Source organism: Polaromonas sp. P4_F9 (assembly GCF_056401235.1).
Window position 1 is genome coordinate 1 of the sequence record NZ_JBFUJT010000065.1, and the last position, 7310, is coordinate 7310.

A 7310-nucleotide genomic window follows, 5' to 3' on the forward strand; every position below is an offset into this window, starting at 1 on the left:
CGCAAAACGTAGACGACCGCCTCGAACACTTGTCGTGCCGGCTTGGGCGGCCGCCCCGCCCCCGCCTTGCGCACGTACGCCTTGTCCGCGCTGCGCTCGCGCACCGGAATCAACGGCTCGACGCGCCGCCAAAATTCATCGGTCACCACCCACGATTCGACTCGCTTGCGTGTCGCCATTCCTTCGCCCTGGCGCCGTGTTAGCTACGGCTCGGAGCAGCAGTATACTATTTACGGATAACTTCTTAATCCGCGCGATGGCGCCCAGGCTGGCCGAAACTTGGGGCCAGCAGATTGTTGTCGAGAACCGCCCAGGTGCCAATGAGATGGTTGCGGCAGAGGCCGTCGCGAAGGCGCCTGGGGACGGCTATACCTTGTTGATGGCATCGGAGGCGACGTTCTCTCTCAACCCGGAGCTGCGGTCTAAGATTCCCTACAACCCACAGAAAGACTTTTCGCCAATCAGTCGTCTGGTTTCAGCCAATCTGATGATGGTCGGCCGGCCCGATCTTCCCGCCAACAATGTAGCCGAGCTCATGGCCTACCTGAAGGCCAATCCAGAAAAGGTGACCTATGCCTCGACCGGCGCGGGCGGCGTTATCCACCTTGCGATGTCGTGGTTCAACACGCTGTACGGCGTCAAGGTGGATCACGTGGCCTACAACGGGCTGCCTCCGGCGTTGCAGGATGTGATGGCGTCGCGAGTTGACGTCACGGTGGCGATTGCCGGTGGGGTGATGCCGTACGTCAACACCGGAAAATTGAAGGCCTTTGGTATTGCGGGGAGCTCGCGCGCGCGCATTGGCCCCAACGTACCGACGTTCACGGAGTCCGGCTTTCCTGACTTTGAAGCGTCCGTCTACTTCGGCCTCGCGGCGCCTGCAGGAACGCCGCCCGAAATCGTCCAGAAGATATCGTCTGATGTGAGTCGCATCGTCCGCTCCAGTGAGTTCAATGACAAGTATCTTGTCAGTTTTGGTTTCGAGCCAGTAGGCGAGACGCCGGCCCAGTTCACGGCATTCCTCAAGAAGGACCGTGAATCGGCCGCCAAACGTGTGCGCGCAGCCAACGTCAAGCTTGATTGAGCGCCAAAACTGCAAGTAACCGAACAGGAATTCGCGCCGGGCGGCCCCGACCATGACCAAGGGCACCCGCCGCGACAAGCCGCGATGCGAGGTCATGAATGGCGGGGAACCTGGCGCTGACGGCCGCCACATGCAACAAGCTTGCGAGTGGCCTTGTTTGAATCGAGAGAATTCATTTCTAAAAGGAGTAGCAGGTATGCCTGTTGGATTTCGAATCTTGCCTGCGCAACAGACAACCGATGCCAAGTTGATTGAGGCCCTTGGAAAGTGCGCGACGGCCCACTTGGCAGACAGCATGAGTCACCTGCAGGCGGCATCCAGTGCACTGCTGCCGCGCCATAAGGCTGGCAACAAGCTGTGTGGCCCGGCATTGACTGTGCGTGTTGCCCCAGGGGACAACTTGATGATCCAGAAAGCACTGGATCTGGCACGGGCCGGTGACGTAGTCGTGGTGGATGCTGGTGGTTATACCGAGCAGGCGGTAGTGGGTGAAATCATGGCCAGCTACGCGATCACGCGCCAGGTAGCCGGGTTTGTCGTGGATGGAGCCATCCGCGACATCGACTTCATCTCGGGCATCGTGATGCCCATCTACGCGCGGGGCGTCACGCCACGCGGCCCTTCCAAGGTCGGTCCAGGTGAAATTAATACTCCTGTCTCAATCGGCGGCATGGTTGTTCAACCCGGTGACATCATCGTGGGTGACGCGGACGGTGTCGTTGCAATACCGGCCTCGGACTTGCGAACCGTGTTGGCAGCCGCTCAATTGCTTGAGGCAAAGGAGCTGGCCACGCTTGCGGCAGTGAAGAGTGGCAAGGTGGATCGTAATTGGATTGATGTCGCACTCGCTTCGAGTGGGTTTGATCACGCTCGCGAAGGTTCGATAGAAAATTAGCCATCCTGCATATCAGCCTCGCCGTTAATGCATAAACCGCAACCACCTTGCGAAACCTGAGAACAGACCGAATGAGATGCGGGTCATGAGCCCAGGTTCGCATCCGGGCCAAACAACGCGTCAGTGAGTGCTCTGGCGACGAAACACATTACTGCCTTTGACCGGCGTGGGTAGTTGGCCGGCCTACTCGAACAACCATCCAGCCACCAAGCGTGTGTATCGGGGCATGATGACGTAGACCATCAGCAGCACGATGACCACGGCCACCAAGAAATTGGTTGCGATGGGGTTCTCAAGAAAAAAAGTCCGCTCGAATAGCGGATGCAATGCCCAGGGCACGACGACCGTAAGTGGAAAGATTGCGGAAAGCGTGATGAGGAACTGCTTGAACGGTTTCGCATGGACCTGCTTGGTACTTGGTGGTGTGAACCAGTACTCCAGCCCGGTCTGGAGCTCCAGGTCTTCAGCTTCAAGCAGAAGGGACTGCGCCTCTTGGACAAGACGTTTGCGAGTGTCGGATTCAATCCAGCCCATCAGATGCTCATGCGAGTCGAAGCGCAAAACAATGGAGTATGAGCTGGACACACCATGAGGTCGGATGACATTGACGCCCAAATGGCCTTTGAAGCGCTGGCCCTCCTGCGCTATTTCCTTCACCCACGATTCATACTTGGCCGTAGCTTCGGGTTTCACGTGGTGCTGTATGACCAGCGTGGAGAAGTCGTTTGTGTCGTTCATGTTTTGCCTCGTAGCTCCGAAAACCTGTATTACTCTCTAGCCAAGATGGCGGCCACCATCGACAACGACGATGCTGCCGGTGGCAAATCGAAGGGATGTGCAACATGYGGCAATCGCTGAGGCTACGTCATCTACGGTGCCTATTCGCCCAAGGGGAGTGGACATGGCGACGCGCTTATTGAATGCCTCGTCTCGTCCAGGAACGAAATCTGTCGCCACCACACCAGGAGAAACGGAGAGAACGCGAACCCGAGGCGCAAGCGACTTTGCCAGTGCCTTTGTAAGCGCGTCGGTTCCGGCCTTCGCGGCCGCGTAAGCGAGGTTGCTGCCTATGCCCGTGAATGCTGCAATAGAGGAGACATTCACGATGACGGCTTCGGCGGAGCGTTGCATCTGCGGAACGAACGCTCTGACGGCGGCGAAGGTTCCGCGCCAATTGGTTACGAACATCTCGTCGATGAGTTCATCCGTCAGTCCTTCAAGGTCGGAGGGCAGCACCGGCTTAGTGGCCCCGGCGCAGTTGACCAATATAGTCGCGCTGCCGACTAAAGCCTCGACCGTACTCGCTGCGCGCGCAAGGCTGGCGCTATCGGTGACTGAGGCAGTCACTGCCATGTGACCCTCACCGGGTAGAGTCGCCATAACTCGCTTGCCATCGGCATCCGAACCCCGGTGCAGGAGTGCCACACGGGCGCCCAAGGATGCAAGCCGTTGAGCTGTTGCGGATCCAATTGCGCCGGTGCCACCGGTAATAACTGCAATCTCTCCGTCCAGTCGATCCTGAGGTGTGAAGGTTTGTCTCATTGAGGTTAGTTTTCAACAGAGCACAGGCAGGTCAATACCTACCTGAAATGGCCGTATGGTAGAGATTGAAAAACAGCGGGTCATGGCCGAATTAGATTCAAGTGAGTCGCCACTGCAAAGCGCTGAAAGGCACTGGGCGGCAAGGCTTTCAGTTGCATAGGGCCGTCCCATTCGGGTCAAGCTGACAACGCCTGTTTTATGGTCTCGCAGACTGGGTGGAGCCCCTCGGACGACCCTGCGCAGGAGGCGACGCCAGTCGATCGGCGCTCTGGACGATCTTGCCGTCGACCATCGTCAATGCCGCCCTGATCGTGTGGATCTTGTCGGCAGGCACCCGTAGGTACGGCGCGTCTAGCACGGCTAGGTCGGCCAGCTTGCCGGGTGCCAGTGTGCCCCGGTTCGCCTCGTCACTCGTGATCCAGGCCGCGTTCGCGGTATACAAACGCAGCGCCTCGTCGCGCGACAGCAGAAAGTCAGTACGGCGCTGGACCACGCCACCGGCGGATCGACCTGTCACGTGGTACTCAATCGCGTGCCAAACCGATGCGCCGATGCGGGTGGCATCTGTTCCGCCGGCGACCATCAGGCCCTTGCGCAGCGCCAGCCGCGTTGGTGGCGACGCCTGCGCCGCCGCGTCGCTGTTGGCTTCGCGGATCGCCGGCGCCTCGAAGTATGGACCCATCTGTACCGAATAAGCCAGTCCCAACTTCTTCATGCGTTCGAAGGTCGCGTCGCTGCCGGTACTGATGTGCGCGATCGTCCAGCGCAGATTCTTGATTGGATACTGCTGTGCGACGCCTTCGAGCACGTCGAGAATCGCGTTCGCCGCGTCGTCGGTGTAGGCGTGGAGCTCGAGAGAGTAGCGGCGTTGCGCGGCAAAGGTTGCCGCCTTCGCCAGCTCGTCACGCGCTTGCTGGCTGGGTTTGAACCCCGGTCCCATGCGGACGCCATCATACATACCGTACACGAGAACCTCACCGACGCCGAGGAAGCGCAGCATGTCGTCACCGAAGCGCGGTGGCAGGTAGGCCAGCGACTGCTGCAGCCACTGGGTCTCATCACCTGGCCTCAGCGCCGAAACCCGAAACGCGACGCGAACGGTCAGCGCCTTGTCTTGCCATAGGTCGAACAGTGGGGTAAACACCACATGGTCGCCAGCCAGTGGATCGATGAAGGCGGTGATGCCGAGGCGGTTGAGTTGCGCGAAGAACGCTTTTAGGCTGTCTCGGCGGTCCGGCTCGGGGCGCCCGCTGATGCGGGCGAACAACGCTGAAAACGGACCGACACCACCGAAGATCCGACCGGTGGCCTTGCCGCGTTCGTCGCGCTCGACCCGGATCCCGGTGGGCAGTTCGGCGCCCGCATCGAGCTTCAGCGCCTCGATACCGCGTTCGTTCACGACGGCCCAGTCGTACAGATACTGCACGAAGGCCGGGTTGTTCGGCATCGCCTGCGACAGCTCCACTGACGTCGGCGAGCGCTTCTCTACGAACTGCTCAGGGTGCCACGAGCCAACGACGGCGACCCACTGGCCTGGGCCACGCTTCACTGCCTCGGCCTTCAGTTCGTCGATGCCATCGGCCAGGCTCGCGGTGTCGTACCAGTAAGTCTCGAAGCCGTATCCTTGCCCGCCACGAATGGCGTGAATGTGGGTGTCGATCAGGCCCGGCACCACGGTTTTGCCGGCGAGGTCGATCACCTCGGTCCGCGCGGACCTGAGCTTCCTGATCTCGGTATTTGTGCCGACGGCGACGATGCGGTTGCCCCGGATCGCCAGCGCCTGCGCGACAGGCTTGCCGGCCTCCATCGTGAGAATCTCGCCGTTCAACAGTATCCTGTCGGCGACGCCTGCCGGCTGTGCAGCGAGGGCGGACAGCGCAAGCAGCAGGGATGCCAGCGTTATTGCGGTTTTCGAGAGTGATTTGTACATGCTTGTTTCCTTGGCGTTACTTGTGGATCCACCCGCTTGGCGACGATCGGGTTTCCGTGAACTACTTGAACAACCAGCCGGCGCACGGGGCTGTCAGAAGCTGTGGCTAATACCGGTCATCAGCCCGGTCTGATTCATGCCAGCCCCAACCGCTCCGCCGGCGCTGACAGACCGTGCGGCTGTGCCGGAGTTTTTTCCGATGCCAAACATGGCGTACACCATCGAACGCTTGGACAGGTTGTATATGCTTCTCAGAACCAGAAGATCGGTGTCATTGATGCTGCCTTTTGTGTCCAAGCGGTGGAATTCCGCCGCCAAGGTGAGGCGTGGCATGACGGGGTACGAACCCCCGATGAACCAGAGGTTCGACCTGAGGTCAGTCGCAGTGTTGCGGCGGCGATTGACGACGCCTGCGTTGACCCTCAGATCGCCGAACTTTGCCCAGCCGTTGGCGACTGCGCGCTTGTCCTTGAAGCTACTGCTGACCAGCCCGAGTGTCTCGCCGGGTCCGCCCGAGAGCTCGTCGTAGCTGGTTGCTGCACCCCAACTGCTGGTGTCGTACTTGAGCAGTGCCGACCACTCCTTGCATGCTTTGCTGTCGGTCGCTGACTCGCCGGGACACAGGGTTGCGCCGGGGTTCGGCACGCCCGGCACACCGGCTGTGTCGCGTCCGAAGCTGTAGGTGGCGCCTACGGTCAGGCCACCGAAGCGGCCAAGGTATCCCAAGGCATTGTCGGCACGCGCATTCGATAAATAGGAATCGAGTGAACTCATGCTGTAGAGGCTAGCGCCGATCGTGTCGGTCTGCAGCGCAACAGCGGTCATGGTGTAGATGCGCCCGAAAGTAAGCGTTCCGAACTCGCGCGACGACAGTCCGACAAAAGCCTGCCGGCCAAACATGCGTCCGCCCTGACCGAGGGCGCCGGTATCGACAAGAATGCCGCTCTCCAGGGTGAACACGGCGCTCAGGCCATCACCGAGGTCTTCGTTTCCCCGAAAGCCCAGGCGGGACGGCACAAGACCGGTCAGGCTGGGCATGCGCGTCTGCGAGTTGCCTGCAGCGTCAAAGTTGGTCAGGTATTCCAAGCCGGTGTCAACGACACCGTAGATCGTCAGGCCCGGCGCCTGCGCCTGGACGGCGCCGGCGCTGCAGGCCACCGCCACGGCTGCCGCCACATGTTTCGACTTTATGGTCATCTTCATGTCAGTCCCCTCCTACTTCTATTTGTGTTGAATCGTTTGTTGGCTGGTTCTAGAACTGGCGCCATTTGTCCAAGCAATGCCTGTGGCGTCTATGGCCACTCCGAGGGAAGAGGCCACCCGGTTCCAAGCAGACGCCACGAAGCACTGGCGGCCCAGATGTCCGCGGCGCTAAGCATCAAAAGGCGTGATTGATACCCATCTGGATACCGGACGCCTTCGCCCCCGGTATGCCCTCCGGTGACGAGTCAGCCGTCACATACGCGGCATTGCCGTAATTGGTGATGCGCGAGTAAGCGCTATAGAGCGTCGTCCGTTTGCTCAGGGCGTAGGTGTACCCGACGGCCGCCTGCCGGGCATCGTCCGCGTCTACCCCTGGGCCAGAGCGATCGGAACGGGCAAAGGACACCTTGACCTGGCCACCGCCCACGGGAACCGCTGCACCAACCAGCGCGTTGGTTTGCTTGTCGCTGCCAAGCTTATGCTGCAGGTAGTTGACGTAAGCCTTGACGATACCGAAGTCGTAGCTTCCTCCGACCGTAGCAGTGGTGTAGTTATTCGCGCCTGCAGCCGTTCTGCCGTATGCCGTGGCGACGTTGAGCGGCCCGGACTGGTAGCCAAGTCGGCCACCGGTGTGACGCGCGCCGTTCACGCCCTCA

At 60.4% G+C, this 7310-nt stretch carries 7 protein-coding genes and 1 pseudogene; 2 read left to right on the forward strand and 6 right to left on the reverse strand.

The annotated features are described in order from the left end of the window. Positions 1 to 179: pseudogene (locus AC1DUB_RS27905) on the reverse strand (IS5/IS1182 family transposase); the annotation flags it as partial. A gap of 77 nt (positions 180 to 256) precedes the next feature. Here AC1DUB_RS27905 and AC1DUB_RS27910 point away from each other — a divergent pair. Both AC1DUB_RS27910 and AC1DUB_RS27915 read left to right on the forward strand, forming a co-directional pair. Then, positions 257 to 1084 carry a Bug family tripartite tricarboxylate transporter substrate binding protein gene (locus tag AC1DUB_RS27910; protein WP_477732327.1) on the forward strand — a complete coding sequence of 276 codons (828 nt, stop codon included), beginning with the start codon at positions 257 to 259 and terminating at the stop codon, positions 1082 to 1084. Positions 1085 to 1136: 52 nt separating this feature from the next. Further along, complete coding sequence (locus AC1DUB_RS27915; RefSeq protein ID WP_477732328.1) at positions 1137 to 1979, forward strand: RraA family protein; 843 nt, start codon at positions 1137 to 1139, stop codon at positions 1977 to 1979. Positions 1980 to 2162: 183 nt separating this feature from the next. On the opposite strand, the gene AC1DUB_RS27920 is transcribed toward AC1DUB_RS27915, so the two are convergent. The 5 genes from AC1DUB_RS27920 to AC1DUB_RS27940 form a co-directional block, all read right to left on the reverse strand. Beyond that, positions 2163 to 2717, reverse strand: a complete 555-nt coding sequence (locus tag AC1DUB_RS27920) for an antibiotic biosynthesis monooxygenase (protein WP_477732329.1) — start codon at positions 2715 to 2717, stop codon at positions 2163 to 2165. A 36-nt stretch (positions 2718 to 2753) separates the two neighbouring features. Further along, positions 2754 to 3521 carry an SDR family NAD(P)-dependent oxidoreductase gene (locus AC1DUB_RS27925; RefSeq protein WP_477732330.1) on the reverse strand — a complete coding sequence of 256 codons (768 nt, stop codon included), beginning with the start codon at positions 3519 to 3521 and terminating at the stop codon, positions 2754 to 2756. A 196-nt stretch (positions 3522 to 3717) separates the two neighbouring features. After that, the gene (locus tag AC1DUB_RS27930; protein WP_477732331.1) at positions 3718 to 5451 is read right to left on the reverse strand and encodes an amidohydrolase; all 1734 of its coding nucleotides are present in this window, start codon (positions 5449 to 5451) and stop codon (positions 3718 to 3720) included. A gap of 93 nt (positions 5452 to 5544) precedes the next feature. Then, positions 5545 to 6648: a porin gene (locus tag AC1DUB_RS27935; RefSeq protein WP_477732333.1), complete on the reverse strand. Its 1104-nt coding sequence runs from the start codon at positions 6646 to 6648 to the stop codon at positions 5545 to 5547. Positions 6649 to 6829: 181 nt separating this feature from the next. Further along, on the reverse strand, positions 6830 to 7310 hold a 481-nt coding region (locus AC1DUB_RS27940; RefSeq protein WP_477732332.1), incomplete at its 5' end, for a porin.

Bases quoted from the DNA above. Each gene is read 5' to 3' on its own strand.
- AC1DUB_RS27935 (WP_477732333.1), bottom strand. From the start codon at position 6,648: ATGACCATAAAGTCGAAACATGTGGCGGCAGCCGTGGCGGTGGCCTGC.
- AC1DUB_RS27910 (WP_477732327.1), top strand. From the start codon at position 257: ATGGCGCCCAGGCTGGCCGAAACTTGGGGCCAGCAGATTGTTGTCGAG.
- AC1DUB_RS27915 (WP_477732328.1), top strand. From the start codon at position 1,137: ATGACCAAGGGCACCCGCCGCGACAAGCCGCGATGCGAGGTCATGAAT.
- AC1DUB_RS27930 (WP_477732331.1), bottom strand. From the start codon at position 5,451: ATGTACAAATCACTCTCGAAAACCGCAATAACGCTGGCATCCCTGCTG.
- AC1DUB_RS27920 (WP_477732329.1), bottom strand. From the start codon at position 2,717: ATGAACGACACAAACGACTTCTCCACGCTGGTCATACAGCACCACGTG.